The following is a 25813-nucleotide window of genomic DNA, read 5'->3' as shown; positions in this document are numbered from 1 at the left end:
CAACCTAGAGGAGACGACATGAGCACCTGGCCCCCATCCAGCTGATTGGCGCAGCGTAGACCGCTGCCGCAGCGCCTTGCCCTCTTTCCCATCAAGCAGTTCCGACCGCCAGGCCCGCGCTGGCCGGGCAGCGCTTGCGCTGGCAAAAGCAGAACGACAGAACAACACAACAGAGAAGACCGAGACATGACAAAGCCATCCATCCGCACCCCCGTGGCCATGGGCCTGCTGCTGGCCGCCAGCGGCAGCGCGCTGGCCCAGAGCGCCAGCAACGTGACCCTGTACGGCACCCTCGATCAATACCTGGGCTATATGCGCAGCAGCAGCGGCAAGAGCCTGTGGGCGCTCAATGACGGCGCCATCCTGCGCAGCCGCATTGGCCTCAAGGGATACGAAGACCTGGGCGGCGGCTACGCCACCACCTTCACACTGGAAAACGGCTTTTCCGCCGATACCGGCGCCCAGGCCGATGGGACGCGCCTGTTCGACCGCCAGTCCTGGGTCGGCATCAAGACGCCTGCGGCCGGCGAGTTCCGCATCGGCCGCCAGAACAGCGTGCCCTTCTTCATCGGCGGCGCCATCGACTATACCGAGCGCACCACCTACGGCTCCATCATCAATACCTTTGGCGTGCCTTCGCGCTTCGACAATGACCTGTCCTGGAAGTCGCCGCGCTGGGCGGGCCTGCAGATCGACCTGCACTATGCGATGCCGGAGACCGCCGGCGAAGGCCTGGGCCGGCGCGGCGTCTATCAGCTCGGCATCGACTACATCAACGGCCCCTATCGCGCGGGCTATGCCGGCCTGATGGCCAAGCCCAATGCCGGGGGGCTGTACGACAATGCGGTGCAATACCATAATGTCTACCTCAACTACGACTATGGTCCGGGCAAGGTGTACCTGGCCTATGTGCGTAGCAATAACACCACCGCCAACACCAACGGCAACAATGCCGCCACGATACTCAACAATGTCAGCAATCCCAACAACTTCTTCGCCGGCAACGACGCCAACGTCCAGCGCTTCTACAACGTCTACCAGATCTCGGCGGACTATCGCCTGACGCCGCAGCTGCGCATCGGCGCGCTCTATGGCGTCATGGTCGATACCTCCCACAAGGAGGGCGGCGCGCAGGGCGGCAACGTCGGCGCGTACTACGACCTGTCCAAGCGTACTACCCTGTACGGCTTTGCCAATTACATGAAGAACCAGGCCAATGCCGGTTGGCGCTTCAGCGGTTCGGCCGGTCCGGGCAGCAACCTGGCCGGGGCCGACATCAACGGCAAGAGCCTGGTCGGCCTGCAGATGGGCATCCTGCATCGCTTCTGACCTCATCCCCGCAAGCCGGCCCGCTCCACCCAGGGCGGCTTGCCCAGCATCACCGGAATCACCAGACGGAGACACCATGCAATCCACGCAATCCAATGCACATCACCAGCAGAGCAAGAAGGCCGCCGCCAGCGGCTGGATCGGCTCGGCGCTGGAATACTATGACTTCTTCATCTACGCCACGGCGGCGTCGCTGATCTTCCCGCAACTGTTCTTCCCCAAGGGCGACCCCACCACGGCCATCATCGCCTCGCTGGCGACCTATGGGGTGGGCTATGTGGCGCGTCCCATCGGCGCTTTCGTGCTGGGCCACCTGGGCGATACCCATGGCCGCAAGAAGGTGCTGCTGTGGTGCATGTTCCTGATGGGTTTTTCCACCATCGGGGTGGGGCTGTTGCCGACCTATGACCAGGTCGGCCTGTGGGCGCCGGCCTTGCTGGTGATCATGCGCCTGGCGCAGGGCTTTGCCGTGGCCGGCGAGATTTCCGGGGCCAGCTCCATGATCCTGGAACACTCACCGTTCGGACGGCGCGGCTATTTCTCCAGCTTCACGCTGCAGGGCGTGCAGGCCGGGCAGATCCTGGCCGCCGCCGTGTTCCTGCCGCTGGCGCACTACATGCCGGCCGAGCAGTTCAATGTCTGGGGCTGGCGCATTCCCTTCCTGCTCAGTTTCCTGGTCATCATCGCCGGCTGGGTGATCCGCCGCACCGTCGATGAGACGCCGGTCTTCAAGGCCGCCGACAAGGAAGAACTCAAGCGCCGCTCGCCGGTGGTCGATGCCTTCCGTGACTGCTCGCCCAATATGCTGCGCGTGGTCTGCATGGCGCTGATGAATGTCATCCCGGTGGTGGCCACCATCTTCGGGGCGGCCTATGCGGTGCAGCCGGCCTATGGCATCGGCTTTGCCAAGGATGTCTACCTGTGGATTCCGGTGGTGGGCAATATCGTGGCCGTGCTGGTCATTCCCTATGTGGGCAAGCTGTCGGACCGCATCGGCCGTCGTCCACCCATCATCGTGGGTTCGCTGCTGGCGGGCCTGTTCGCCTTCGCCTACCTGTACGCCATCAGCATCCGCAATGTCGAACTGGCCTTCGTGATGTCTATCCTGATGTGGGGCGTGGTCTACCAGGGGTATAACGCGGTCTTCCCCAGCTTCTATCCGGAGCTGTTCCCGGCCCGCGCCCGCGTCTCGGCCATGGCCATCGCGCAGAACCTGGGCACGGCCATCACGGCCATGCTGCCGGCGCTGTTCACCGCCGTCGCCCCGCCGGGATCGAGCAATATCTGGCTGACCGTGGGCAGCATCGCCTTCGCCATCACGATCGTCTCGGCCCTGGCCGCGCTGTCGGCACGCGAGACCTACCGCATCCCGCTGGAGAAGCTGGATGACCCCAACGCCCAGCCGCTGCCGCGCAACGAGTATGACCGTCTGCGCGCCGAGGCTGAAGTGGCGGGGCGCTACGCCAAGTCCTGATCCGCGCAAGCCGTACCATCCGCACAAAGAAAAACCGCTGTTCCTTGCAAGGGGAACAGCGGTTTTCTTATCCTCCCCAAATTGCCCGCATTGAATCAGCAGGAAAACTGCTAACCCAGGTGGCGTCTCACCCAGTCTGCAACTTGGTTCTCTGACAGGTCACCGGCCGCAACGGACAACATGAAGTTGATCGCCTCGACCTGCTCAAACACAAGAGTTTGGTTGTTGAGCATAAGGAAAAGACGACCCATCACCCATGCGGTGCGCTTGTATCCATCGCTGAACCCATGACTGGTAGCGAGACCGTAGATATAGGCCGCTGCGAGATCGGCAACGTCTGGCGGCGGTTTACCGTAAGAGTCGAGATTTCTCGCCCGATTAAGCGCCGACTCAACTGCGTTAAGGTCCCGGATCCCTGCCAAACCACCATGCACAGCAAGCTGCTTATCGTGGACCGCGAATAACGTTTCGCGTAGAACCCACTGCCAAGTCATTTAGCAAGCACGCGCAGTATCTCGCGGTCGTCATGCATGATCGACTCGGCCAGCGTCATCTGCCGCTCAAATTCGGGGTTGTACGGCGTAATACGCATTGCACCATCCGGAGCCTCGGTGAGGTATAAGGTGTCGCCTTTCTGAACGTTCAGAATGCGCTTGGCCTCTTTGTTCAGAATCAGCCCTTCTGATGCACCTACGGTTGTCACTTTGAATGTGAGCATGATGACTCCTCCTTCTATATAAGTTTTATTATATACCTGGAATTCGTGACGTCAAGCTTGTCTTCCTGTTCCCGGCCCGCGCCCGCGTCTCGGCCATGGCCATCGCGCAGAACCTGGGCACGGCCATCACGGCCATCACGGTCATGCGGACCTACCGCATCCCGCTGGAGAAGCTGGGTGACCCCAACGCCCAGCCGCTGCCGCGCAAGCCGTACCATCCGCACAAAGAAAAACCGCTGTTCCTTGCAAGGGGAACAGCGGTTTTCTTATCCACAGGGGAAACGCTATTTCCAGTCGTGTTCCGGATCAGGCCGTTTGCGCAAGGCCACCATCAGGCCCACCAGCAACAGCAGCACGAGCACCGCGACGGCCACGCCCATGCCGATGCGCGCCATCAGCAGCAGCGGCGAACGCGGCCCTCCCTGGCGGATCACTTCCACGTCCTCGGCCTTGACGGTGGCTGCAGGCTTGCCATAGTACTTCAGCAGGTAGTTGGACAAGGCCGCCACGTCCGCATTGGAGAGCTTGTTGAGCGCATTGGGCTGGTCGCCGAAGGGGGGCATGAAGACATGGCCGCCTTGCTCCGTCTCGCGGTCTACGCCGTAGAGGATGGTGGCGATGAGGTTGTTGGCATTCACGCCTGCGGTGGCGGAGTTGCGGAACAGGCTGGGATAGTAGCCGTCGCGGCTGCCCTGGCCATTGTAGCCATGGCAGGAGGCGCAGCTGGCCGAGAAGATGCGCGCGCCACGGATCTCTTCCGGACTCTCGGCGCTGAGCGTGCGGCCACGGAACTGCGCCAGGGCGTTACCGGCCTTTCCCTGGTCGAAGCGGCTGCCGCTGCCTTGCGCATCGCCAGTGGCGATGGCCGGACGATCCTTGATGTACACGGCAATGGCGCGCAGGTCTTCCTCGGTCAGCCTGGAGAAACTGTGCGTGATCGCCTCGGCCATGCTGCCGGCAGCCTGGGCGCGGCCTTCCAGGCGGCCCGTGCGCAGGTAGGCGACCAGATCATCCTGGCTCCAGCTGCCGATGCCGGCGCTGGGATGGGAAGTGATATTGGGCGCGTACCAGGGGCCGACCTGGGCGCCGGCGAGTTGCAGGTCGGGCTTTTCCTGCATCAGCCAGCCGCGCGGCGTGTGGCAGGTGCTGCAATGCGCCGGACCTTCGGCCAGGTAGCGGCCACGCAGCCATTGCGCCGAACGCTGCGGCTGTGGCGGCAGCGGCTGCTCCTTCAGGAAGAGCGCATTCCACGCCTTCATCGACCAGCGCAGGTTCATCGGGAAGGGCAGGTCGGTCGGGCGCGTGGCCACATCCACCGGGGCCACGCCCTTCATGAAGTAGGCATACAGCGCCTGCACGTCGGCGTCGCTCAGGGCCGCATAGGCGGTGTAGGGCATGGCCGGATACAGGTTGGCGCCATCGGCGCGCACGCCCCGGCGCAGGGCCGCCGCAAATTGTTCCTCGGTGTAATTACCGATGCCATGCGTCTTGGAGGGCGTGATGTTGGTGGCGATGATCTCGCCCACCGGCGAGGCAATGGCCAGGCCGCCGGCCATGGGTTTGCCGCGCGGTGCGGTGTGGCAGGCGATGCAGTCCGATGCGATGGCCAGGTAATGGCCGCGCTCGATCAGGGCGGCCTCGGGGGAGATGGCCGGTGCGGGCGCTGGCGCAGCTGCGGATGCCGTTGCGTCGGCGCTCGGGGTGGTGTTGCTGTCGGTGGTTTGCGCCAGGGCAGAACCAGCCATCAGCGCGGCCAGCAGGACGGTCAAGAGAGTCTTGTGCATGTTCGGCCTCAGGCTTTCTGCAATTGACGCAGGATGGCGTCGGCCGCTTTGAGGCCCAGCGCCGCCATGCTGATGGTGCTGTTGCCGCAGGCCGTGCTGGGCATGGCGCCGCCACCGGGCAGGTACAGGTTGTCATGGTCGTGGGCGCGGCAGTCGGGATCGACCACCGAATTGGCCGGGTCCAGGCCCATGATGGTGCCGCCCATGATGTGCTTGCTCTGGGCGAACTTGGGGCTGACCTTGATGTCGGTGGCGCCCATGGCCTCGGCGATCTTGCGGCCGATCGGCAGCGAATAGAGTTCGGCCGACCGGCGGGTGTAGTCGCCCACGTCATAGTGGATGGCGGGACGCGGCAGGCCCAGCCAGTCCTTCTTGCTGGAGAGCGTCAAGCGGTTCTCGGCGTCGGGTAGCACTTCGTGCGCCAGCACGATGTCGGCGGTGCAGGCGGTCATGCGGCGGATTTCTTCATCCAGCGCCTGGCCTACCAGACCCTTCTTGAGCGCGGCGAAGGTGACGAAGCGGTTGCGCGCGAAATTGTTGTAGCGGAAGTAGGCGCCGGCGTGTTCGGAGCGGAACGCGCCCTGCGAGGTTTCCATGATGCCGCTGTTGACCACCGGACCCACGCCCGACCAGTAGGGTTCGGACAGGGTCAGCGTCATGGTCAGCTGCGGGTGGTCCATCATGTTGCGGCCGACCTGGTCGGAGCGGTTGGCCAGGCCGTGCGGGTTGCGGCTGTTGGCCGACATCAGCAGCAGCTTGGGGGTCTCGATGCCATTGCAGGCCAGCACGAAGATCTTGCCGGTGATGCGGTGGCTGAGCTTGTTGGCGTCGAAATAGTTGACGGCCTCGACGCGGTCGTTGGCATCGGTATCGACCCGGTAGACCACGGCGTCGGTGAGGATGGTAGCGCCCTTGGCTTCCAGGCGCGCCAGTGCGGTGGCGGCGTCGTACTTGGCGCCGACCGGGCAGACCGGCACGCAATTGTTGTTGGCGCAGCAGGCCGGACGGTCGTCGTAGGGCATGCCGCTGTTGCGCGCCTGCGCCGTGGGGATGTTGCGATAGCCCAGCGCCTGGACCACTTCGGTGAAGCGTTGCTCGCCGGGGCTGAAGGGCAGGGCCGGCATCGGATAGGGCGCCGAGCGTTGCGGCGGCCATTGCAGGGCCGGGTCCGACGGGCCGCAGATGCCCAGCTGGTGTTCGACGCGGGTGTAGTAGGGCTCCAGCACGTCATAGCCGAAGGCCCAGTCGCGGCCTACGCCGTAGAGGCTGTGCAGGCGCATGTCTTCGGGCGTGAGGCGCCAGCAGGTGCCGGCCCAGTGCCAGGTGGAACCACCGGCGTAGCGGATGAAGGTCTGGGCGTACTTGTCGGGGCCGGACAGTTCCAGGTAGTGATCGTCCGGGTTCTCGCTGGAGGGCATGGGATGCGGCGCCCAGGGACGCGGCGGATAGCAGGAGGACGGATCGCCCTTGAGCGCCAGCGGCAGGTTGCGGAAGTTCTCCACCACCTCGGCGCGCGCCACGCGCGGACCGGCTTCCAGCATCCGCACCGGGATGCCGGCGTTCAGCAGTTGCTCGGCGATCAGTACGCCCACCACGCCGGTGCCGACGATGACCACCTCGGCCTTGTTATTGCTGTTCATACGATGATTCTTCCAGGTTGCAGGGTTCAGAAGCGCGGCATGTCAGCCAGCGGCACGGTGCGCTGGGACCAGCGGTTGGGACCGCTGAGGCCATAGGAGGGAATGGCCACCACGTCCAGCGTGGTCTGGTAGGTCAGCGCTTCTTCATAGGTAAAGACGGCGGCGTCGCGCTTGGCCGAGGAACAGCCGGTGTACCAGGCGAAGATGATCCACTGGGCCAGCGCCTGTTGCGGGCCGGCCGGGATGTCGGCATAGAAGTCCTCGACCTTGCGCGCCTGCTTGCTCTGGGCCAGGGCCAGCAGGGTGCTCATCAGTGCGTCCAGGCCGGCGTGCTCGCGCGCCGCCACTTCCAGCATGCGCGCGCCGATGGCGGGATTGAGGCGGTGATTGACCAGCAGTCCGGACAGGCGCATGAAGGGCGCCAGCTGCGGGCTGTCGGCCGCAGGGATGGCCCAGGAGGGCAGGCTGGAGAGCGCGACATAGCTGCCCAGGATGCTGACGCCGGTCAGCATCAGGCTGCGTCGCGACATCGTCACGTTGTTGGAGAGTCGTTTCATTGGCGAGTCCTGCATGTGCTTGGCGCGGAAGTCAGCCTGGCGTGAGGGGCCTGCCGTAGCCAAGACGATGCGTCTTGTGGTCGGGAGAAAGGGGCGGCAAAAGCCTGGAACGGTGCGCATCCTAACAGGGTTTGCCTGAACTTTCAGGCGCTGTTGCAGAACGGCATCTGCGCAATGGCTGCGCTTGCCGTTTCGTCCATGCCTGCTGCGGCATGGCTGGTCTGCTACGTAATTGGCCCTCTCTTCCGGCGATTGAACGCAAAAGACGCTGGGGATAATGTTGCCCGAACCTCATGTCGACTCGCTGCCGATGCAGCAGCGGGGACAAGCGGGTCTTTCAATCAGGGGGGCAGCAATGATGGGATGGTTCAAGAATCTGAAGATAGCCAGGAAGTTGCAGTTGGCGTTTCTGGCTGTGCTGGTATTGATGGCGATCCTGGGGATCTTCTCCATCTCCCAGTTGGCCAAGGTGAAGAACGCCTCCTCGGAGATCTCCACCGACTGGATGCCGGCGCAGAAGAAGCTGGGCGACCTCAAGCTGTATTTCGTGCGCCTGCGCGGCACCGAATCGCAACTGGCCATCTATGACGGCGATGTCGAGGCCATGAATGGCCTGGTCTCGCGCAGCCAGGCCATCCTCACTGGCCTGGACAAGACCATGAAGGATTACGAAGCCAGCCTGGACAACGTCCCCGAGCGCGAGCTCTATACCAAGGTCGCGGGCCAGATCGGCGAGTTCCTGGCGGAGCACAAGAAGATCGTGGCGGCCTTCCTGGCGCGCGACAATCCCCAGGGGCGCGATCTCTTCCTGGGGTATTCCAACAAGCTCTATCCACAGATCCTGGGCGACCTGGAAAAGCTCATCAAGATCAACCAGGACGGCGGCAATGCCGCCACCGCTGATGCCGACGACACCTTCAGCAAGTCGCGCGTAGGCGTGCTGGTGCTGCTGGCGGCGGCGCTGGCCATCGGCATGGGCCTGGCGCTGTACGTGGCCCGCATCATCGCCCGTCCCTTGCAGGACGCCGTGGACATCGCCCGACGCGTGGCCGAGGGCGACCTGGGCGCGCAGATCCAGGTCCAGAGCAAGGATGAGACCGGCCAGCTGATGCAGGCCCTGGACACCATGAACGAAGGCCTGCGCAAGGTGGTAGGCCAGGTGCGCAGCGGCACCGACAGCATCGCCACGGCTTCTACCGAGATCGCCACCGGCAACCTCGATCTCTCGCGCCGCACCGAGCAGCAGGCCACGGCCCTGGAAGAAACCGCCTCGGCGCTGGAAGAACTGACCTCCACCGTCAAGCAGAACACCGACAATGCCCGCCAGGCCAACCAGCTGGCCATGGCGGCCTCAGGCGTGGCCGCGCGCGGCGGCGGCGTGGTGGGGCAGGTGGTGGAAACCATGGAAGCCATCAACGAGGCCTCCAATCGCATCGTGGAAATCATCAGCGTCATCGATGGCATTGCCTTCCAGACCAATATCCTGGCCCTGAATGCGGCGGTGGAAGCGGCCCGCGCGGGTGAACAGGGACGCGGCTTTGCGGTGGTGGCCTCGGAAGTGCGTTCGCTGGCGCAGCGGTCGGCCTCGGCCGCCAAGGAAATCAAGCAGCTCATCGACGATTCGGTCAGCAAGGTCGGCGCCGGCACATCGCTGGTGCGTCAGGCCGGGTCCACCATGTCGGAGGTGGTGGAGAGCGTCAAGCGGGTCACCGACGTGGTCTCCGAGATCTCGGCGGCCAGCACCGAGCAGAGTGTGGGCATCGACGAAATCAATCGCGCCGTCACGCAGATGGACGAAGTCACCCAGCAGAACGCCGCCCTGGTCGAAGAGGCCGCCGCGGCCGCGCAATCGATGCAGGAACAGGCCTCCCGCCTGGCCGCCACGGTCAGCGTATTCAAGCTGCGCTGAGTCGGCAGGCTCAGTCTGTGCCTGGCGCCGTCGGCGGCAGGTGGTCGCGCTGGCGTTGCAGGAACTGCTCGTCGGCGGCCTGCCGTTGTGTGGGCGGCAAGACCGGCTTTTGCAGCAGCTGCGCGCGCAGCTTTTCGCGCAATTCGCTAAAGACATCCATTTCCAGCAGTGCCGTGCGCTTGAGCAGCTTGTCCAACTGCTTGCGCAGGCTGGCCTGCATTTGCACCTGCATGAGCGCGGCCTGCTCCTGTCCATCAGGCAGGGCCGCCAGCACGCTTTGCTGCAGGTGCTGATCGCTTTGCTGGCGCGCCTGTTCCGACAGGGTCACGATGCTGGAGGCGGTCGGGGCCGGCGCACCTGCCGCGTCTGCGGCCAGGGGCGCAGCGCCGTCCTTGCCGGCGGCCGGGATGGGGGAGGGAGGTAGGGAAGGAATATGCATGGCGGCGTCGCCCATTGATGAGATTGCCATGCATATCGACGCCCTCCGGCGCCGACTTGGGCGATGTCAGGAAGTTTGTTTGGCGCGGGTATGCAACTTTCGGTCTGTATGACAACCATAGTCATCACAGGCGCGAACGTATAATCACATGAAAAGTCACCTCCTTCGCCACTACGAGACCAGGCATTCATCCACATGAACGAGCAACCGCAGTCCCTTCCGCCAGCCCCGACGGGTGGGCGGCCCAGCCGCATTTCCCTGCTCAGCACGGGCATCGCCGGGTTCGATGAGATCCTCGGCGGCGGCTTGCCGGCCGGCAGCCTCTATCTGATCCAGGGCCTGGCCGGCAGCGGCAAGACCACGCTGGCCTCCCAGATCGGCTGGGCGCAGGCGCGCGGCGGCAACCAGGTGATGCTGCTCACGCTCATCGCCGAGTCGCATGCCAAGATGCTCAATCATGTGAGCAATTTCGACTTCTTCGACGAAAGCCTGGTCGGCGACCGCATGCAGATGTTGAGCGGCTATGCCGCGCTGGCCAGCGAGGGGCTGCGCGGTCTGCTGCGCATGATCAGCGCCGAACTGAGCCGGCACCGTCCGGCCATGCTGATCATCGATGGCTTCCGCTCGGTGCGCGATTCCGGGCCTTCGGACCTGAACCTGTCCGAATTCATGCATTCGCTGAATGCCCTGGTCTTCACCATGAATTGCACCACGCTGCTGCTCTCGCCCGTGGAAGGCAACCTGCCCGAGTCCGAGAACACCCTGGTCGATGGCGTCATCGAACTGAGCCAGTACGAGTCCGGCATGCAGCTGGTGCGCGAGATCAAGGTCTTCAAGCTGCGTGGGGCCAACCATTTGCTGGGCAAGCATGTCTTCGAGATCAACCAGAGCGGGGTCGAGATCTTCCCCCGCTTCGAGGCCACCGCCACCCGCGCCGGCAAGGTGCCGGGCACTTCCGATCGCTATGTCAGCGTGGGCATCCCGTCCTGGGACAAGTGCATCGGCGGCGGTGTGGTCAGCGGTTCGCTGACCTGCCTGTTGGGCAGCCCCGGCGTGGGCAAGACCCTGATGGGCCTGCATTTCATCGAGCAGGGCTTGAAGGATGGCCAGCAATGCCTGATCCTGGGCTTCTATGAATCGCCCGAACGCCTGCTGGCCAAGGCGCGCAAGGCGGGCATGCAGCTCGACGCCCATATCGACAGCGGGGCCCTGCAGGTGATGTGGCAACTGCCGCTGGAAATGCTCTGCGACGACCTGGCCAAGCGCATGCTGGACGACATCGCCCGGCGCGGCGTGACCCGCCTGCTCATCGACGGTGTCGATGGCCTGCGCAGCATCGTAGTGCAGCCGCAGCGCATGCGTCCCTTCCTGGTGGCGCTGACCAATGAACTGCGCGCGCGCGGGGTGACCACCTTCATCACCGAGCAGTTGCCTTACTTCCGCGAGTCTCGCCCGCAGGTCGATCCCAGTTCTTCGCAGCTCTATGAAAACATGATGCTGCTGGAATACGTGGTCAAGGACGACGTCAACCGCCGCCAGATTGCCGTGATGAAACTGCGCGAGAATGGCTATGACGGCGCTGCCCGCCTGATGAACATCTCCGACGCCGGCATCGAGATCGATGGCCTGGTGTCGCCCGCCAGTACCCCTCTGGTGGATGGACGCTGACCATGTCCACTGCGTCAGCGCTCCCGCAGGCGGCCTTGCCGCTGTTGTTGATCGTCGATGACGAGGTCGACATCACCGACACCTATTCCATGCTGCTGGAGCTGCACGGCTATCGCGTCATCACTGCCTGCCACGGCGCCGATGCGCTGGACAAGGCCCGGCAGCACTGGCCCGACCTGGTCATTTCCGACTGCATGATGCCGGTGATGAACGGGCTGGAGCTGTGTGCAGCGCTGCGCCGCCTGCCGGGCGGGGCGCAGTTGCCGGTGATCCTGTGCAGCGGCGCGCCGGAGCGCCACGATCTGTCGCAATCCAGTCACAACCTGTTCCTGCGCAAGCCGGTGTTCTTCGATCGCCTGCTCGAGGAGATCGGGCGGCTGCTGCCTGGCCGTCCCTGATTCCCTTTCCGTATTTTCCTTTCTTCCTCCTCTGTCGCGCCTCCCTTGGCCGTGCGACCCCAGATTGTTGGGGACGGGCAATGTTGTCAGTCTCGTCAGGAATTTCCTGATACCGCGATTGGTCGCCAACCATCACTATCCTTCACAAGAAGTCACCTGGTCTGTCAGGCCAGCGCTGAGCCCAGTACAACGTGCGGGAGGGGGAAGAAGATGTCCAGAAGCAAACAGAAAACCGTGCTGGTGGTGGAAGACCACCCAGATTCGCGCGACTTGTTGTGCGAGATCCTGGCGCACAAAGGCCTCTCGGTCATGGCCGCCAGTGATGGCGTGGAGGCCATCGCCCTGATGCAGTCGCAAGCGCCTTCGCTGGTCTTGACCGACCTGCGCATGCCGCGCATGGATGGCATGGAGCTGGCGCGCTACATCAAATCCGATGAGCGCTTTGGCCATATCCCGGTGGCGTTGATCAGCGCCAACTTGCCCGCGGCGAACGCCCGCGTGCCGGAAATCTCGGCCTTTCTGCTCAAGCCCTGTTCCGTGGATCACCTGTTGACCACGGTGACCCAGTTGCTGCGCTGAAAGCCGCTGCAGGCGCAGGTTTCAGTTGTAAGGGGTCTGCGAGGTTTTATGATTTTATGCGCAGATATTTTCTGTATAACGTTGTGATTATGGAAAGCATCTCCGTGTCAGCAAGCTGACCCGGATGCACGTACAACAGTACGGGGGATGCTCCGGCAATCATAAGAACAGCTCCGTCCGGAACACTACAGTCATGAAAGTACTCATCGTTGAAAGCGATCTCGACTGGCGCAATTCGCTAAGCGCCCACATGGGGGATCTGGGTTACGAGACCTCGGTCTGCGCTACCCTGGGCCAGGCCCGCGAAGTGCTCAGGGGTCGCCAGCCCGATATCCTCCTGACCGACGTCGGCTTGCCTGACGGCAGCCTCTTGCCGGAACTGGCGTCGCTGCGGCAGCACTTTCCGTCCATGGGCATTGTCGTCCTCACCGCGGCCCAGCGCATGGAAGAACGCATCCGCTGCATGAGCGATGGCGCGGACTACTATCTGGCCCGGCCAGTGAAGCTCGAAGAAGTCTCGGCCACCCTGACCGCGCTGGCGCGGCGCATGAAGACCGTGCCGCACCAGAGCTCGCCGCAGTCCGAGAAGTGGGCCTTCAACCGCCGCTCCGGGCGGCTCTCCAGCAACGGTGTGACCGCCCTGCAGTTCACCGACAAGGAAAGCACGGCCCTGGCCGCGCTGCTGCAAAGTCCCAACTATCCGGTCTCGCATGGCCAGTTGTTCGACCTGCTGCGCTCCGGCGGCGAGGAATACGACGCCCACCGCATCGACGCCCTGATCTACCGCGTGCGCCAGAAACTGCGCTCCCTGGAGGAGTCGCCTATGCAGATTCGCAACATCTATGGCGAAGGCTTCCTGATGCTGCGGCGCAATTCCTCGGTCGATATCGTATTGGAACCCTGAGCGCACTGCGCTCGTGACAGGGTCTGCCCACCGGGCGAGTGCAGAGGCTCGCCCGGCTTTGCTTCGTCCTCCGTCAGCTCGCATTGGCGCGGGACCCGCCCCGGCCGATGAATGCCGATGAATGCCGATGGCCAGGCTGCCTGATCCCGCTGCTCTTCCCATGCTGCCCACGGCGACAAACGCCGCAAGAAATGCTGCAACGCGAAAGTTCTGCCGCTTTCAGGTATCATTTAGTCAGGTTTCGACGCTAAATCGTAGTTCTTCGCTTTACGTTTTCCGCTGATTCTGTCCTTCGCCGGCGCTTCGCCCGCGATCACCCGTCCCAGAAAAGATCAGGCAGGCCCTCCGGCCCGCTGCACCGCCTTGGCGTTCGCGCCCGGCCGGTGCGGGGCGGGATATTGCCCTTGCTTCGACTGAACCAACATGACCACTTCTGCTGAATTTACCGGGGCCTTGAACGAGTCCCAGCATCGCCCCCTCTCGTCCTCCGACTACAAGACCCTGGGCCTGTCGGCCCTGGGCGGCACGCTGGAGTTCTATGACTTCGTGATCTACGTCTTCTTTGCCGCCGTGGTCGGCAAGCTGTTCTTCCCGGCCGACATGCCGGAATGGCTGCGCATGCTGCAGACCTTCGGCATCTTCGCCGCCGGCTACCTGGCGCGCCCGGTGGGCGGCATCATCATTGCCCACTATGGCGATGTGATCGGACGCAAGCGCATGTTCACGCTCTCCATCTTCCTCATGGCCGTACCTACGCTGGTGATCGGCCTCTTGCCGACCTATGCCAGCATTGGCGTGGCCGCGCCCATCCTGCTGCTGTTGATGCGCACCCTGCAGGGCGCGGCCATCGGCGGTGAAATGCCGGGCGCCTGGGTGTTCGTGGCCGAGCACGTGCCGGCCAACCGTTACAGCTTCGGCGTGGGCTCGCTGACCGCAGGCATCACCGGCGGCATCCTGCTGGGTTCCTTGATGGGCATCTTCATCAACAGCGCCTTCGAACCGGCCGAGGTGGCCGGCTATGCCTGGCGCATTCCCTTCATCCTGGGCGGTGTGTTCGGCCTGGTGTCGGTCTACCTGCGCCGCTACCTGGAAGAGACGCCGGTATTCCGCGAACTGGCCGCCCGCCGCAAAGAAGCCAATGAACTGCCCTTGAAGACCGTGCTGCGCGAGCACCGCGCCGCCAGCGTGCTGACCGCCGGCATGACCTGGTGCCTGTCCGGCGCGGTGGTGGTGGTGATCCTGATGACGCCGTCCTACCTGCAGACCGTGCACCACCTCTCGCCCAAGCTGGTGATGCAGGCCAACTGCGCCGGCACCCTGATGCTGACCATCGGCTGCCTGGCCATCGGCTGGCTGTGCGACCGCATCGGCACCCGCGCCAGCATGATCATCGGCTGGGGCGGCCTGGGCCTGTCCACCTGGTGGTTCTATGGCCAACTGCCTGGCTCGCCGGAGTCGCTGGTGTGGGGCTATGCCCTGGTGGGCTTGTTCGTGGGCAGCATTTCGCTCACCCCCATCGTCTCCACCCGCGCCTTCCCGCCGCCGGTGCGCTTTACCGGCCTGTCCTTCGCCTACAACATGGCCTACGCCGTCTTTGGCGGCCTCACGCCGGTGCTGATCTCGCTGTGGATCAAGGCCGACCCGCAAGGTCCGGCGCTGTATGTGATTGGGCTGTCCATCCTGGGCGTGCTGCTGGCCTTCGTGCCGATGAGCAGCAAGGGCTACCGGGCCTGATCGCTCCCTCTCCCGCAGGCTCAGGCCCGGTGACCGCAAGGCGCCGGGCCTTGTCTTTTTGCGCGCCTGGTCCGTACAATGCCGCCCATTCCGGGCGACAGCCGACACGACCACGACTTCGACCATGCCCTTCGCCTTCCTGCCCGAGCGCTCCTGCAGACGCATTTGCCGGGGCTTGTCCTGGATGCTGCTGGCCTTGCTGCTGGCGGCCTGTTCCCGCGCTCCCGCGCCGGGAGCGCGCCTGCCCCAGGACGCCTACATCTGGCAGCGCCAGTGGACGCCGGCGCTGCGCACTGCGCTGTCGGCTTCCCATGCGCATGTGGCGCGCTGGCACGTGCTGGCGGCGGAACTGGGCGCATCCGGGCGCTGGATCGACATCGATCCGGATGTCGAGGCGCTGGCCAATACGGGCCGGCCCTTACTGATGACCGTGCGCATCAACGGCCAACTGGCGCGCCTGGACGCCGCCGCCATCCAGGACCATCTGCTGGAACGGCTGTCGGCCTGGCGCCGGCGCGGCCTGCAGCCCGCCGCGCTGGAGATCGACTACGATTGCGCCACGGCGCGCCTGCCGGAATACATCGCCTTCCTGCGCAGTCTCAAGGCGCGGGTGGCCCCGCTGGACCTGGCCGTGACCGCCTTGCCGACCTGGCTGTCCAGCCCGCAGCTGGCGTCCTTGCTGGCGGTGGCCGATGAATCGACCTTGCAGGTGCATGCCGTGCTGGACCCGCGCCTGGGCCTCTTCGACGCCCGTCTGGCCCAGGACTGGCTGCACCAGTACGCCCAGCGTACGCGCCGCCCCTGGCATGTGGCGCTGCCGGCCTATGGCGCGCGGGTAAGCTGGGATGCGCAGGGCCGCATCGCTGCCGTGGAGAGCGAACGCCCGCTGCTGGCCGGTGGCCTGGGGAACGAACTGATGGTCGACCCGCAGGTGATGGCGCGCTTCGTGGCGCAACTGCAGGCCTCGCCGCCAGCGGGCATGGCCGGCATCACCTGGTTCCGCCTGCCGACCGGCGATGATCGCCGCGCCTGGAGCCTCTCGACCTGGATCGCCGTGCTGGAAGGCAAGCCCCTCAAGCCCGGGCTGCAGGTGCAACTGGTCGCCGGGCAGGGCGGCAATACGCCCAGCGACATCCGCCTGAACAATGAGGGCAACGCCGATGTGTCCTTGCCCTTGCGTGTCCGGATCAAGGTCCGGGCAGGCGATGCTGCATCAGCGGGGAACGTCTGCAGCGGTGACGGTATCAATGGCTACACGCTGGAAAACGATGCCCAGGGGCGCTACCTGCGCCTGGGCCAGGCCGGCCTGCTCCGCGCTGGCGCCAGCCGCACCATTGGCTGGCTGCGCTGCGCCGAGGGCGGGGCCGCGCCGGATATCACACTGGAAATGGGATCCTGATGAAACAGATGCAGCACTCGGCCAACAGCAGCATGGGCCGCATGAAGAAACTCGCCTATGCCGCCAGCGGCCTGCTGGTATTGGGCGCAGCCACGGTGGTGGCCTGCGGCCCGGACTTCCCGATGCAGTTGCTGGACGACCGCGTCGGCGCCCTGCGCAACACGCCGGCCAATTCCTTCGCCTGGGAAGCCGCGCATCTGGTGACGCCCGCAGACAAGCTGCAAGCCGATGAAGGCAGCGGCTACGAGCAAGCGGTGGGTCAGCCCGATGATCCGCGTTCGCTGCGCATGATTGAGAAGGGCCGGCTGGATGCGGCGCAGTGGACCGCGCTGCAGGCCATGCGCGCCGCCGCCGATGGCGAGAGCGCCTACGCGGCCGGCGCGGCCTTGCCGCCGGCCATCCGACTCTACACCGCCGCCGCCCAGGATTTCCGCGCCAATGCGCTGGCCGCGGCGCGCCAGCGCTTCGAGGCCGTGCTGGCGCTGCCGCCGCAACAGGCCAGCGAACGCGCCGTGTGGGCGGCCTACATGCTGGGTCGCCTGCACGCCATCGAGGGCAGGCGCGAGCAGGCCATCGCCAGCTTCACCAAGGCGCGCGCCCTGGCGGTGGCCGGCGCTGCTGATCCCATGGGACTGGCCGTGGCCAGCTATGGCGAGCAGGCGCGGCTGATGCTGGTGGGGGAGGCGGGATCGTGCAACTGGTCCGATTTCAATGAAGGCCGCGATTGCGCCCAGAGCATCGCCCCGGCGGACTTCAAGCAAGCCATCCATCTCTATGCCGAGCAGGCCGCGCGCGGCTCGGCCAGCGCGCAATCGTCGCTGGAAGCGCTGGCCGCGTGGAACCTGGGCAATGCTGAAAGAAGCGCAGCGCTCATCGATGACGCCGTGGCGCAGAGGCTGCTGGTGGCCTATGCCCTGGCGCGCCTGGGGGATGTGGGCGAGGGGCCCCAGGCCGGCGGCTACGACTACGATCCCACTGCGCCCACCAGCGGTTCTTCCGGGTACGCCGATGCGGCGCGCAGCGATACGCTCAAACCTAGCCCTATCCTGGTGAACCTGATCGATGCGCTCAAGCGGCGCGGGCTGGAAAAGATCGACGGCGCTGATCGTGTGGCCGCACTGGCCTATCGCACGGGCCGCTATGAACTGGCGGCGTCGCTGGCGGGCCGTCAGGACACGGCGCTGGCCTGGTGGGTGCGCGCCAAGCTGGCGCTACGCCGGGGTGATAACGAGGCCGCCGTGCAAGCCTATACGCGCGCCGTGCAAGCCTTCCCGCGCAACGACGCCAGCCTGGAGCCGGGCAACGCCAATCTGCTCATGGGCGAACAGGGCGTGCTGACGCTCTCGCGCGGCCAGTACGTGGAGGCGCTGGCGCAGTTCCATCGCGCCGCCAGCGAGACTGCGCGGCAGTCGGGCAATGGCTACTTCGGCATGTACGGTTACTACAATGACCTCGCCTATGTGGCCGAGCGGGTGCTCACCGTCGATGAACTGAAGACCTACGTGGACGCCCATGCGCCGGCGTCTCCCATGCCCGCGCCCGAAGCCGTGGCCAAGGCGGTCCAGCAGCAGCAAGGCCGGCAGTCGCGACGCTGGGCGGCGGTGGGCCTGTCGGCCATCACGGTGGAAGACAACCTGCGCCAGTTGCTGGCGCGGCGGCTGGTACGCGAGGGCCGGGTGGAGGACGCGCTGGCCTACTTCCCGGATGAGCGCGACGAGCGCTTCGTGCAGAGCAGCTACGACGCCGAGGGCCGCGAAACCCCGGACGCCTGGCGCTTGCGCGCCAAGGCCCGCGACTATGGCCGGGCGCTGGAACGCGGCCAGCATGCCTGGCGCGCCAACAGCCGCGCCCAGGGCTGGTATGAGGCGGCCCTGATCGCGCGGCGCCAGGGCATGGAAATCATGGGTTACGAACAGGGACCGGATTTCGCCGTCTATGGCGGCAGTTACCCCGGCGGCGCCGGACGCGGCACGGGCATGTATGCAGACGAATCAAGACCCGTTCCGGACAACCCGCAAGCCCGCGCCCAGGCGGATCTGCCGGGCCCCCTGGTGACCGATGGCGAGCGCCAGCGCTATGCCGCCAGCGAGGCCAAGCCCTACAAGCGCTTCCACTACCGTGACGTGGCGGCGGACTACGTCATGAAGGCAGCCGACGCCTTGCCGCCGCGTTCGCAGGCCTTTGCGGCGGTGCTGTGCCAGGGGGTGAATTTTGTCTACTACGATCAGCCGCGCGCAGAGCAACTTTATCGGCGCTACGTGAAGGAGGGAGCAGCGGTGCCGTTTTCGGCGGACTTCGGGCAGAACTGCGTGGAGCCGGATTTTGCCGCCGCAGCGCGGTTCCCCTATGTCCAGGCGTGGCGCGGCGCGCGGGGCTGGGTGGCGCGGCATCGCGCCGTCAGTGCGGCGCTGCTGCTGGCAGCGATGGTGGGAGGCGGATTCGGCGTGGCGCAGTGGCGCCGCCGCCGACGTGTGAACAAGACTAGTTGACCAGCTCGCGCTTGAGTTCGGAAATCAGTGCGGGATGCAGCGCGCCGCCGCACAGGAAGGCCGGCCACTGTCCCTTGACCAGGTCCATTTCGCGTTCGTCACGGCACAGCAGGATCACCGGCACGTCGGCCAGCTGCTTCTGTGCCTTGAGGTAATGCGCCAGCCGCAGGCCGCTCATGCCTTCCATGGCCAACTGGGCCAGCACCACGTCGGGCCGGTCCAGGGCGATGTGCTCGATGGCGTCGCTGCCGTTGCTGGCGATCTGGATGTCGATGTCGTTGATGGCCAGCCACTCGGTGAGGGCGCGGCTGACTTCGGGCTGGGCGGTGGCGATCAGGGCGGTCTTGTGCATGATGGACTCTCTGCAAGTCATAGGACAAGCTCATCATGCACTGGCGGCAACATGGCCGCCATCGGGGTTTTCCTGAGCCTGCCTAGGCCATGCTGCTCATGGCTTCGCAGCTTTCAGCGCAGCGCTGGCAGGCCGCTGCGCATTCCTGCATGCCGTCGTTGTCGTTGCAGCGGGCCTGGCACTGGCGGCAGAGGGCGGCGCAGACGCCGCAGATCTGGCGGCAATACTGCGAGCCGGCCAATTGCCAGTTGGCCGACAGCTGGCACAGCTCGGCGCACTCCAGCAGCATCCGCACGTCGTCCGCGGCAAGCTCCTGCGCCGCCGGCGGGCTGATGCCGAAAGCCGCCTTGCGACAGGCTTCATGACACTGTTGGCAGGCCTGCATACAGGTCAGCATGGAAGACGAGGACGAACTCATCTGCTGGCTGGACTGGCCGACATTGCCGGTATCGAAAACGGTCTGGGTAGTGGTGCTCATGGTGGTTCCTTGTAGGGATTGCGGCGAGCGATGTCTGCAGACATGCTCAGGTATTGACGATCTCCCCGCCATTGGGATGCAGTACCTGCCCGGTCATGTAGGATGCGCCCTCGGTGGCCAGGAAGACATAGGCCGGCGCCACCTCATCGGGTTGTCCCGGGCGGCCCAGCGGCACGTTCTTGCCGAAGCTGGCGACTTCTTCGGCGCTGAAGCTGGCCGGGATCAGCGGCGTCCAGATCGGACCGGGCGCCACCGCATTGACGTGGATGCCTGCCGAGGCCAGCTGTTGCGACAGCGACCGCGTGAACGCGACGATGGCGCCCTTGGTGGCGGCATAGTCGACCAGATGCTTGCTGCCGCGATAGGCCGTCACCGAGGTGGTGTTGATGATGCGCGCGCCGCGCGTGAGGAAGGGCATGGCTTCCTTGACCATGTAGAACATCGAGAAGATGTTGGTGCGGAAGGTGTGCTCCAGCTGCGCCTGGGAAATCTCCTCGATGCTCTGGGCGGGGTACTGCTGGGCCGCATTGTTGACCAGCACATCCAGTCGTCCATAGGCATCCATCACGGCGCGCACGGCGCTACGGCAGAACTCGGGCGAACCGACATCGCCGGGCAGCAGCAGGCAAGGAGCATCCAGCGCCTGCACATCCTTCTGGGTCTGGCGCGCATCCTCTTCTTCATCCAGATAGACGATGGCCAGGCGCGCCCCTTCGCGGGCGTAGGCCAGCGCCACGGCGCGGCCGATGCCGCTGTCGCCGCCGGTGATCAAGGCCACCTTGCCCGCCAGGCGCCGCCCTGGCTCGCCGGCCGGAGCGCTGTGCGGGCGCGGCTCCATCTGTTGCTCGCTGCCGGGCTGGTGGGATTGGTGCTGGGCTGGAAGGGCGTCGATTTCGGTTTTGCTCATGCTGTCCTCCATGGAATGATCGTTCATGGTAGAAGCGGCGCGCGCCGGGGTCTGTAGTCCCGCACCCTGATGTGGGTGCAGTGGCTCACTGACGATGATGACGGAGAGGCTGAAGATGAGCCGGTGTGGTGGATCAAGCCGGCGCTTCACAGCTTTTTCCCGATCTGACGAAGGGGACGCACACCCCAACAAATTTGATCGTCCATGCCTGAAATGAAAAACGGCCCACCGAAGTGGGCCGTGTTCCATATCATCTGTCCTGTGGGGGAGGCTGACGCCCGCGTGTCCACAAGCTCACCGAAAAATGGTAGCACACGCACCAACAATTAGGAAGATGGAGCATGAGCAATGTCTTGACGATAGCGCAGATCCACAACATCACCTGCGCGCTCTCGGCAGCACGGTTGGCCACCTTTGAGGACGCGGCCGGTTTTTCGGCCACCACCTGTGCAGTAGAAAAATACAGTTGGCATGCTTTGATGTCGGCGGCTTTCTTTGCATCGCTCCATGTGTGCGAGGTCAGCATGCGTAATGCCGTGGACAACGCGCTTTGCGCCGTCTACGGACAGGACTGGCCATGGAATCGCAATTTCGAGCGCAGCCTGGCCAATCCCGGTGGACCCCATTTCCAGCCTCGAACCGAGCTGCAGCGCGCCCGCGCCAAAATGCCCATCGGCGCTACGGGCAAAGTCATTGCCGAACTCAAGTTTGCCTTCTGGTGCCACATGTTCACTGCGCGCTACCAGGGCCGCATATGGGATAGCCAGGTGCTGCCGTGCTTTCCCCATTTCCCTCACCCGACGCAGCCTGCGCTGGTGCGACAGACCATCCACGCCGAACTTGAATGCCTGCGGCGGTTCCGCAACCGGATTGCGCATCATGAGCCCATCCTGAGCGATCCCTTGCCGCACTTGCAGGCCAGCATCCAGTCACTGATTCATTGGCGTTGCCCAGATCTGGCGCACTGGCATGGGACTTGGGAAACCGTCACACGCTACCTTCGGATCAAGCCGTGACCAACTGCGAAGCTTGTTCACCACCGAATGAAACTGTGCGTCTCGCCTGATCCCCAGTTTGTCGCTCAACAGCGTCACATTGTTGTCACAGCAATGAAATATGATCCGCCCTCTATCCAAAACATCACGACGCGGGCGAGCACTGTGGAAAGTCATTTCAGTCTGACTCCGGCGACAGGGAGCAAGTTGTTCCAACCGACAGCGGGGGCGCTGGCGGTGCAGGTGCCGGTCGTCCAGTTCGATCAGAACAATGCTGCAGTGCTGGAGATCTTCGACCAGCACAAGGAGCTGGTCAGCCTGCCGGTGGTGGAACAGCAGCGTCCCATCGGGCTCATCAGCCGGCATATCTTCATGTCGCAGATGTCCAAGCCCTACCATCGCGAACTCTATGAACGCAAGAGCTGCATCGCCTTCATGGACAAGGATCCCCTCATCGTCGACGCCGACACGCCCATCGAAACCCTGGGCGCGCTGGCCGTGGCCTCGGGCGACAAGACCCTGGCCGACGGTTTCATGATCGTCGAGCAGGGCCAGCTCAATGGCCTGGGCTCGGGCCTGGCCCTCATGCGCGAGCTGGTGGACCTGCAGGTGGAAAAGAATCGCCAGGTCATGCAGAGCATCGATTACGCCAGCGTGATCCAGCGCGCCATGCTCAGCGCCTCACGTGCGGCCATGGGAGCGGCGCTGCAGGATGCCTGCCTGATCTGGGAGCCGCGTGACGTGGTCGGTGGCGACTTCTACCATTTCGAAGAGCATCCGCAGGGCTGGTTCGCCGCCGTGGCCGATTGCACCGGCCATGGCGTGCCGGGCGCGTTCCTGACCCTGATCGCCTCCTCGGCGCTCAAGCAGGCGCTGGAGCTGCACGGCCCGCGCGATCCGGCGCGCCTGATGCAGGAAGTCAACCGCAGCATGAAACGGGTGCTGGGTCAGCATGGCGCGCAGGACAAGCCCTCGGAATCGGATGACGGCATGGACGCTTGTTTCTTCTGGTTCGACAGCGCCAGCCGCACGCTCACCTGCGCCAACGCCAAGATGGCCCTGTTCCTGCTGCCCGCGGCAGACGAGCAGGTGCAGACCGTCGAGGGCAAGCGCGTCGGGCTGGGCTATGTCGATACGCCCGAGGACATGCAATGGACCAACCATTGCCTGCCCGTGGCCGATGGCGACATGGTGTTCGTCTGCACCGATGGCATCATCGACCAGATCGGCGGCGCCAAGCACATTGCGTTTGGCAAGCAGCGCCTGCGTCGCACGCTGCTGGAATACCGTCGCCTGCCGCTGGCCGAACTGGGCCGCACGCTCATGGATGTGCATCGGGATTACCAGGGCGCGCAGCGCCGCCGCGACGATATCAGCTTCTTCGGCGCTCGCATCGGCGGCGTCTTCTCCAGCCAGCATGAGGTACAGGCATGAACGGCATCCAGCAACAGTGGACTGAACTCCACAGCTACGTAGCGCGGCGCGACATCGTGTTCTACTACGTCGGTTATTTTTCCCAGACCATCATCGCCGCCATGGCCGAAGCGGTGAAGCTGCGCGCCGAGCACACTGGCGCAGTGGGCCAGACGCGGCGCAAGCTGTTTTCTTCCTTCATCGAGATGGCGCAGAACATCGTCCACTATTCGGCCGACCTGCACGAGAAGGAAGGCAAGGTCACCGAGCCGTCCATGCGCCACGGCGCGGTCTTCATCACCCAGACCGACGAACACTACTACCTGCACTGCGCCAATCCGGTCGATGCCGACATGGCCGAGAAGCTGCGCGTCAAGCTGGAGCATCTGCGTTCGCTGACCAACGAAGAGATCAAGTCGGCCTACAAGGAAATGCTGCGCGCCGAGACGCCCGTCGACAGCAAGGGGGCGGGCCTGGGTTTCCTGACGGTGGCGCGTGACGCCAGCGCTCCGCTGGAATTCGAATTCTCTGCCCCCCAGGCTGATGGCGCACAGACCTTCTACCTGCGGGCCACCATCTGAGGCGGCCTGCGCGACGGCCCAGCCTATTCCGGACACGACATCATGGACAATCTTTTCATCGCTGCCAGCGCCAGCTCACCCGAGGTGGACTTCCGCTTCGAGCAGCGCCAGCTTTCGCTCAAGGGCGAATCCTATCCCGAGAATGCGGCCCAGTTCTGGGGCGAGATCATCGCCACGCTGCGCCGCTTCCTGGCCGATGATAGCGCCGACGCACCACTCACCGTGAACGTGGCGCTGGCCTACTTCAACAGCTCCAGCACCAAGATGCTGTTTTCCCTGTTCGACGCCCTCAATGAGAAAGCCGAGGCGGGCACCGAAGTGATCCTCAACTGGTACCACGACGAGGACGACGACACCATCTTCGAATTCGGCCAGGAGCTGCAGGAAGATTTTCCCGCCCTGGTGTTCCACGATCACGCGGTATCGAACGGATGAGCAAGGTCGATCTCTTCGAACAGGAAGCACTGGCCCTGCAACGCGCCAACGACGTGCTGGCCATGGCCGCGCCGGATCCGAGCGCCTACCGCACGGCGCTGCAGGAGCTGGTGCAGCACTACGGCCAGCTGATGCGCCAGAGCCGCCGTCTCATCTCGCGCAGCGACCGCACCGAGCGCGAGCTCAACCAGCTCAATGCGCGCTTGCAGCAACTGAGCGACGAGCTGGATTACAAGGCCCGGCACGACAATCTCACCGGCGCACTCAATCGCGGCGCGGTGTTCGAGCGTGCCCACCAGGTGTTGCAGAAATCGCCGATGTCGCTGGTGGTGCTGGACATCGATTTCTTCAAGCGCATCAATGATGAATTTGGCCATCCCACCGGCGACGCGGTGATCCGCGAGCTGGTCGCGCGGCTGCGCACGACGGTCGATGGCGTGGGGGTGATCGGGCGGGTGGGCGGTGAAGAGTTCACCATCCTGCTGCCCGGCATGGCGCTGGAGCCCGCAGTGGTGCTGGCCGGACGGATACGGCAGGCGATTGCCGGCGAGCGCTTCGGCTGCCTGCCGGCGCGGCCGGTGACCTCCAGCTTCGGCGTGGCCTGGGCCACCGCCGGCAGCGATTTCGAACAGGCTTATGCGCGCGCTGACCAGGCCCTGTACCAGGCCAAGCGCAGCGGGCGCAATCGGGTGGAGTCGGAGGAAACCGTCACCGGCTGACACGCCGGGACGGCAGAGGGATGGCCAGTGCGGCCAGCAGGACCAGCACGGGCTTCCTTTAGTAGCGCGTCATCGCCGCCACCAGTTCGGCCAGCGAACCAGCGTACATCTTGCGCATGACCTGCTGCCGATGCGCCTTCACGGTGCGTTCAGAGGTGCCCAGTTCAGCGGCGATCTGTTTGTTCAATCTCCCCTTGACCAGCAACATCAGCACTTCGCGCTCGCGTCGCGTCAGCGTCGCCAGGCGGGCCTGGTGTATCCGGCGCTGCTGTTGATGCGGGGCGCTTTCATCGTAGGGCATGAGCGCTTCGCGAAAGGCCGCCACCAGTTGCTGCGCGACTTCGGGTTCTTGCTGCGCGCTGCTTTGCCCGAGCGGCGCCGCCCCCGGCTGGTTGCCCGTGATGACGATGAGGGGAATACCTTCTTTCTTTTCATCGAGCAGGCTGCGCAATTGGGGAGCATCCATATTCCGCATGTTCACTGCGAGCACCAGTCCTCCGGGACCGGTGGCGGTGGCGTGCTCGAGAAACTGGTCGGCCGAGCGATGATGCGCGACGTGGAAACCAGCTTCTTCCAGAAGGCGCCCCAGCGGGCCACCCAGGCTATCGTCCCCACCGACGATATGGGCGAGATGTGCATTGGTCATGTGCGATTCCTTGACTGAGACAGAACATTCGAAGAGGGAGGCCTTATCCGCTAAGGCGAACCGGAGTTGCCTTTGCTCCGGCTAGGCGGAACATGCGGAAAGGCGGAATGAAGTGTCGCCGTGTCGTCGAAAATAGTCGATTGGTCAGGTAAATAACGCATGAAATCTCGAATGAATTCCAACTTTACCTAGAAGAAGTTCGATAAATGTGGCGGGAACGCCCCTGCGGACGTGACCATCGGGGCAGCAGGCGGGGAGGGGAGGCA

At 64.6% G+C, this 25813-nt stretch carries 25 protein-coding genes; 15 read left to right on the top strand and 10 right to left on the bottom strand.

The window, feature by feature from the left end; all coding sequences use genetic code 11:
- Positions 1–186: 186 nt before the first annotated feature.
- Together ACP92_RS18735 and ACP92_RS18730 are read left to right on the top strand one after the other, a co-directional pair.
- On the top strand, positions 187–1329 hold the full coding sequence (locus ACP92_RS18735) for a porin (RefSeq protein WP_013235703.1): 1143 nt from the start codon (positions 187–189) through the stop codon (positions 1327–1329).
- 76 nt (positions 1330–1405) lie between these two features.
- Positions 1406–2803 (top strand): MFS transporter, encoded by a 1398-nt coding sequence (locus ACP92_RS18730; protein ID WP_013235702.1) that lies wholly within the window; start codon positions 1406–1408, stop codon positions 2801–2803.
- Between the two features lie 110 nt (positions 2804–2913).
- On the opposite strand, the gene ACP92_RS18725 is transcribed toward ACP92_RS18730, so the two are convergent.
- From ACP92_RS18725 to ACP92_RS18700, 5 genes are all read right to left on the bottom strand, one after another.
- The gene (locus tag ACP92_RS18725) at positions 2914–3297 is read right to left on the bottom strand and encodes a type II toxin-antitoxin system death-on-curing family toxin (protein ID WP_013235701.1); all 384 of its coding nucleotides are present in this window, start codon (positions 3295–3297) and stop codon (positions 2914–2916) included.
- Positions 3294–3521: an AbrB/MazE/SpoVT family DNA-binding domain-containing protein gene (locus ACP92_RS18720; RefSeq protein WP_013235700.1), complete on the bottom strand. Its 228-nt coding sequence runs from the start codon at positions 3519–3521 to the stop codon at positions 3294–3296. The genes ACP92_RS18725 and ACP92_RS18720 overlap by 4 nt, the downstream gene beginning before the upstream one ends.
- Before the next feature lie 284 nt (positions 3522–3805).
- Complete coding sequence (locus ACP92_RS18710) at positions 3806–5305, bottom strand: cytochrome c (protein WP_013235699.1); 1500 nt, start codon at positions 5303–5305, stop codon at positions 3806–3808.
- Between the two features lie 8 nt (positions 5306–5313).
- Positions 5314–6945, bottom strand: coding sequence for a GMC family oxidoreductase (locus tag ACP92_RS18705; RefSeq protein WP_013235698.1), 1632 nt, complete (start codon positions 6943–6945; stop codon positions 5314–5316).
- Between the two features lie 26 nt (positions 6946–6971).
- Entirely contained in the window at positions 6972–7502 is a 531-nt protein-coding gene (locus ACP92_RS18700) for a sorbitol dehydrogenase family protein (RefSeq protein WP_171941758.1), read from the bottom strand.
- A 358-nt stretch (positions 7503–7860) separates the two neighbouring features.
- Here ACP92_RS18700 and ACP92_RS18695 point away from each other — a divergent pair, with 358 nt between their 5' ends.
- The gene (locus ACP92_RS18695) at positions 7861–9411 is read left to right on the top strand and encodes a methyl-accepting chemotaxis protein (protein WP_013235695.1); all 1551 of its coding nucleotides are present in this window, start codon (positions 7861–7863) and stop codon (positions 9409–9411) included.
- A gap of 10 nt (positions 9412–9421) precedes the next feature.
- Here the strand turns inward: ACP92_RS18695 and ACP92_RS18690 are convergent, their stop codons facing one another.
- Positions 9422–9880, bottom strand: a complete 459-nt coding sequence (locus ACP92_RS18690; RefSeq protein WP_156181809.1) for a hypothetical protein — start codon at positions 9878–9880, stop codon at positions 9422–9424.
- A gap of 165 nt (positions 9881–10045) precedes the next feature.
- Between ACP92_RS18690 and ACP92_RS18685 the strand changes: the two genes are divergently transcribed.
- From ACP92_RS18685 to ACP92_RS18655, 7 genes are all read left to right on the top strand, one after another.
- Entirely contained in the window at positions 10046–11518 is a 1473-nt protein-coding gene (locus ACP92_RS18685) for an ATPase domain-containing protein (RefSeq protein ID WP_013235692.1), read from the top strand.
- 2 nt (positions 11519–11520) lie between these two features.
- The gene (locus ACP92_RS18680; RefSeq protein ID WP_041311178.1) at positions 11521–11916 is read left to right on the top strand and encodes a response regulator; all 396 of its coding nucleotides are present in this window, start codon (positions 11521–11523) and stop codon (positions 11914–11916) included.
- 210 nt (positions 11917–12126) lie between these two features.
- On the top strand, positions 12127–12495 hold the full coding sequence (locus ACP92_RS18675) for a response regulator (RefSeq protein WP_013235690.1): 369 nt from the start codon (positions 12127–12129) through the stop codon (positions 12493–12495).
- A gap of 193 nt (positions 12496–12688) precedes the next feature.
- Complete coding sequence (locus tag ACP92_RS18670) at positions 12689–13399, top strand: response regulator transcription factor (RefSeq protein WP_013235689.1); 711 nt, start codon at positions 12689–12691, stop codon at positions 13397–13399.
- 423 nt (positions 13400–13822) lie between these two features.
- Positions 13823–15133 (top strand): MFS transporter, encoded by a 1311-nt coding sequence (locus tag ACP92_RS18665; protein ID WP_013235687.1) that lies wholly within the window; start codon positions 13823–13825, stop codon positions 15131–15133.
- A gap of 190 nt (positions 15134–15323) precedes the next feature.
- Complete coding sequence (locus ACP92_RS18660; protein ID WP_041312211.1) at positions 15324–16532, top strand: DUF3142 domain-containing protein; 1209 nt, start codon at positions 15324–15326, stop codon at positions 16530–16532.
- Between the two features lie 8 nt (positions 16533–16540).
- Positions 16541–19021 (top strand): tetratricopeptide repeat protein, encoded by a 2481-nt coding sequence (locus ACP92_RS18655; protein WP_013235685.1) that lies wholly within the window; start codon positions 16541–16543, stop codon positions 19019–19021.
- Here the strand turns inward: ACP92_RS18655 and ACP92_RS18650 are convergent.
- The 3 genes from ACP92_RS18650 to ACP92_RS18640 form a co-directional block, all read right to left on the bottom strand.
- A complete protein-coding gene (locus tag ACP92_RS18650; RefSeq protein ID WP_013235684.1) occupies positions 19014–19373 on the bottom strand; it encodes a response regulator in 360 nt (119 codons plus the stop codon). The two genes, ACP92_RS18655 and ACP92_RS18650, sit on opposite strands and share 8 nt — an antisense overlap.
- An 82-nt stretch (positions 19374–19455) precedes the next feature.
- Positions 19456–19851: a four-helix bundle copper-binding protein gene (locus ACP92_RS18645; protein WP_041311174.1), complete on the bottom strand. Its 396-nt coding sequence runs from the start codon at positions 19849–19851 to the stop codon at positions 19456–19458.
- Between the two features lie 46 nt (positions 19852–19897).
- The gene (locus tag ACP92_RS18640) at positions 19898–20758 is read right to left on the bottom strand and encodes an SDR family oxidoreductase (protein ID WP_041312208.1); all 861 of its coding nucleotides are present in this window, start codon (positions 20756–20758) and stop codon (positions 19898–19900) included.
- Positions 20759–21099: 341 nt separating this feature from the next.
- Here ACP92_RS18640 and ACP92_RS18635 point away from each other — a divergent pair, with 341 nt between their 5' ends.
- The 5 genes from ACP92_RS18635 to ACP92_RS18615 all read left to right on the top strand — a co-directional run bounded on the left by ACP92_RS18635 (position 21100) and on the right by ACP92_RS18615 (position 24901).
- The gene (locus tag ACP92_RS18635) at positions 21100–21774 is read left to right on the top strand and encodes a hypothetical protein (RefSeq protein WP_013235682.1); all 675 of its coding nucleotides are present in this window, start codon (positions 21100–21102) and stop codon (positions 21772–21774) included.
- A gap of 144 nt (positions 21775–21918) precedes the next feature.
- Entirely contained in the window at positions 21919–23187 is a 1269-nt protein-coding gene (locus ACP92_RS18630) for a PP2C family protein-serine/threonine phosphatase (RefSeq protein ID WP_013235681.1), read from the top strand.
- Complete coding sequence (locus tag ACP92_RS18625) at positions 23184–23747, top strand: SiaB family protein kinase (RefSeq protein WP_013235680.1); 564 nt, start codon at positions 23184–23186, stop codon at positions 23745–23747. Before ACP92_RS18630 ends, ACP92_RS18625 begins: the two co-directional genes overlap by 4 nt.
- A 42-nt stretch (positions 23748–23789) precedes the next feature.
- Positions 23790–24182: a DUF1987 domain-containing protein gene (locus ACP92_RS18620; protein WP_013235679.1), complete on the top strand. Its 393-nt coding sequence runs from the start codon at positions 23790–23792 to the stop codon at positions 24180–24182.
- Complete coding sequence (locus tag ACP92_RS18615; protein WP_013235678.1) at positions 24179–24901, top strand: GGDEF domain-containing protein; 723 nt, start codon at positions 24179–24181, stop codon at positions 24899–24901. Before ACP92_RS18620 ends, ACP92_RS18615 begins: the two co-directional genes overlap by 4 nt.
- Positions 24902–24959: 58 nt before the next feature.
- On the opposite strand, the gene ACP92_RS18610 is transcribed toward ACP92_RS18615, so the two are convergent.
- Positions 24960–25547, bottom strand: coding sequence for a response regulator transcription factor (locus tag ACP92_RS18610; RefSeq protein ID WP_013235677.1), 588 nt, complete (start codon positions 25545–25547; stop codon positions 24960–24962).
- Positions 25548–25813: the final 266 nt, after the last annotated feature.

The sequence above is a fragment of the Herbaspirillum seropedicae genome (assembly GCF_001040945.1).
GTDB lineage: Bacteria > Pseudomonadota > Gammaproteobacteria > Burkholderiales > Burkholderiaceae_D > Herbaspirillum > Herbaspirillum seropedicae.
This window is presented reverse-complemented; position numbering and strand designations above follow the sequence as displayed.

What these genes read in the sequence shown, in the direction of transcription:
- ACP92_RS18615 (WP_013235678.1), top strand. Translation starts at nt 24,179, where the DNA reads ATGAGCAAGGTCGATCTCTTCGAACAGGAAGCACTGGCCCTGCAACGC.
- ACP92_RS18665 (WP_013235687.1), top strand. Translation starts at nt 13,823, where the DNA reads ATGACCACTTCTGCTGAATTTACCGGGGCCTTGAACGAGTCCCAGCAT.
- ACP92_RS18655 (WP_013235685.1), top strand. Translation starts at nt 16,541, where the DNA reads ATGCAGCACTCGGCCAACAGCAGCATGGGCCGCATGAAGAAACTCGCC.
- ACP92_RS18685 (WP_013235692.1), top strand. Translation starts at nt 10,046, where the DNA reads ATGAACGAGCAACCGCAGTCCCTTCCGCCAGCCCCGACGGGTGGGCGG.
- ACP92_RS18690 (WP_156181809.1), bottom strand. Translation starts at nt 9,880, where the DNA reads ATGGCAATCTCATCAATGGGCGACGCCGCCATGCATATTCCTTCCCTA.
- ACP92_RS18635 (WP_013235682.1), top strand. Translation starts at nt 21,100, where the DNA reads ATGAGCAATGTCTTGACGATAGCGCAGATCCACAACATCACCTGCGCG.
- ACP92_RS18640 (WP_041312208.1), bottom strand. Translation starts at nt 20,758, where the DNA reads ATGAGCAAAACCGAAATCGACGCCCTTCCAGCCCAGCACCAATCCCAC.
- ACP92_RS18695 (WP_013235695.1), top strand. Translation starts at nt 7,861, where the DNA reads ATGGGATGGTTCAAGAATCTGAAGATAGCCAGGAAGTTGCAGTTGGCG.
- ACP92_RS18625 (WP_013235680.1), top strand. Translation starts at nt 23,184, where the DNA reads ATGAACGGCATCCAGCAACAGTGGACTGAACTCCACAGCTACGTAGCG.
- ACP92_RS18610 (WP_013235677.1), bottom strand. Translation starts at nt 25,547, where the DNA reads ATGACCAATGCACATCTCGCCCATATCGTCGGTGGGGACGATAGCCTG.
- ACP92_RS18680 (WP_041311178.1), top strand. Translation starts at nt 11,521, where the DNA reads ATGTCCACTGCGTCAGCGCTCCCGCAGGCGGCCTTGCCGCTGTTGTTG.
- ACP92_RS18735 (WP_013235703.1), top strand. Translation starts at nt 187, where the DNA reads ATGACAAAGCCATCCATCCGCACCCCCGTGGCCATGGGCCTGCTGCTG.
- ACP92_RS18730 (WP_013235702.1), top strand. Translation starts at nt 1,406, where the DNA reads ATGCAATCCACGCAATCCAATGCACATCACCAGCAGAGCAAGAAGGCC.
- ACP92_RS18705 (WP_013235698.1), bottom strand. Translation starts at nt 6,945, where the DNA reads ATGAACAGCAATAACAAGGCCGAGGTGGTCATCGTCGGCACCGGCGTG.
- ACP92_RS18720 (WP_013235700.1), bottom strand. Translation starts at nt 3,521, where the DNA reads ATGCTCACATTCAAAGTGACAACCGTAGGTGCATCAGAAGGGCTGATT.
- ACP92_RS18675 (WP_013235690.1), top strand. Translation starts at nt 12,127, where the DNA reads ATGTCCAGAAGCAAACAGAAAACCGTGCTGGTGGTGGAAGACCACCCA.
- ACP92_RS18725 (WP_013235701.1), bottom strand. Translation starts at nt 3,297, where the DNA reads ATGACTTGGCAGTGGGTTCTACGCGAAACGTTATTCGCGGTCCACGAT.
- ACP92_RS18620 (WP_013235679.1), top strand. Translation starts at nt 23,790, where the DNA reads ATGGACAATCTTTTCATCGCTGCCAGCGCCAGCTCACCCGAGGTGGAC.
- ACP92_RS18700 (WP_171941758.1), bottom strand. Translation starts at nt 7,502, where the DNA reads ATGAAACGACTCTCCAACAACGTGACGATGTCGCGACGCAGCCTGATG.
- ACP92_RS18645 (WP_041311174.1), bottom strand. Translation starts at nt 19,851, where the DNA reads ATGAGCACCACTACCCAGACCGTTTTCGATACCGGCAATGTCGGCCAG.
- ACP92_RS18670 (WP_013235689.1), top strand. Translation starts at nt 12,689, where the DNA reads ATGAAAGTACTCATCGTTGAAAGCGATCTCGACTGGCGCAATTCGCTA.
- ACP92_RS18710 (WP_013235699.1), bottom strand. Translation starts at nt 5,305, where the DNA reads ATGCACAAGACTCTCTTGACCGTCCTGCTGGCCGCGCTGATGGCTGGT.
- ACP92_RS18650 (WP_013235684.1), bottom strand. Translation starts at nt 19,373, where the DNA reads ATGCACAAGACCGCCCTGATCGCCACCGCCCAGCCCGAAGTCAGCCGC.